At 43.5% G+C, this 1,052-nt stretch carries 2 protein-coding genes; both read right to left on the bottom strand.

All coding sequences use genetic code 11. From position 1 onward, the window contains the following. Nucleotides 1–336: BRO-N domain-containing protein (locus REG_RS10305; RefSeq protein ID WP_039908966.1), on the bottom strand; the 336-nt coding region annotated here is incomplete at its 3' end. Between the two features lie 241 nt (nucleotides 337–577). Next, nucleotides 578–1,052, bottom strand: a 475-nt coding sequence (locus tag REG_RS10300; RefSeq protein WP_260200270.1) for a hypothetical protein, incomplete at its 5' end; no start/stop codon positions are given.

Raw genomic sequence — 1,052 nt, 5'->3', positions numbered from 1 at the left:
GGGTTGGTATTGTGGACACCCCACTTCCTTATCCATAATATCTAATAGCCACTTACGGAATTCTTTAGCTATTAGTGTACGGGCTAACATCGCGATCAAATGTGCACCACGTAGGGAGAATACCCTACAACTTTGGTCACCTGATGGGGTGGTCAACTTGACCACGGCTGTCATACTTAGGGTAAACTCGTCTGCATGACGACTATAAATTCGCTGAACAGCTTTATCATCTGCATATTCTAGAGCTTCTGTAAGTTGTGCACACGTAAACCAGACGTTGTTATCGCGGGTAATAAGATCAAACTGATGTGTACGGAAAGTGAGTTGAATCGTCATATTTTATGTCCTGTGTAATATTTTGATTAAACCCTTTTTGAGAGGGGGGTCGGGTGCTCAAAACCGTACACAGTCGGCGGGTGTATTTCCCTTACGGGTATTGTATTAGCCACACACCCGACCATATCAAAATACTTTGGACATAAAAAATCCGCAGGTTGTCGGATGCGGTTACCGCTGTGTAAGGTGTTTTGAGCACCTGTAGTGAATATAGCCCAAGCCTGTTCCTGTCGTCAACCGCTTAAACCAAGGCATGTTCTTTCGCCTCTTGCTCAGCAATAAGAATGTGCCTGAATCTGTTGAGGGCATGGTTGTTATAGCGAAAGGCTTGCACTTGCTTATCACTATGACGAGATTTATCTAGATGATACTCGCCATATTGCTCGGTTTTCATGTTATTGTCATTTGCAATCCGCCCAATTTTATTCGCTGAGACATCAAACAATTTGCCAATTTCACTTGCGCTATACAGCTTCTCAGCGAGGACAGGTAAAGGAACCGCTTCAAATCCAGCAATAGGGTTAATCAGGTTAGCCGCAACACATTGACGGGAAACTTGAGATAATTCAGGCATCATGTCAAAAAGTTCATGCACTGAACTGATGGCCATTTTTAGGGCACGTGTCTGGCGAAATTCAGCAAGGTAGTCATTTTTCTTCTCTTGTACTGCGGTCAAGTTTCCACGGCGATAATCAATAAACGTCTGATTAACTATG

The organism is Candidatus Regiella insecticola LSR1, assembly GCF_000143625.1.
GTDB lineage: Bacteria > Pseudomonadota > Gammaproteobacteria > Enterobacterales > Enterobacteriaceae > Regiella > Regiella insecticola.
The sequence above is the reverse complement of the archived record's forward strand: the minus strand, read 5'-3'. Positions and strand labels throughout refer to the sequence as shown.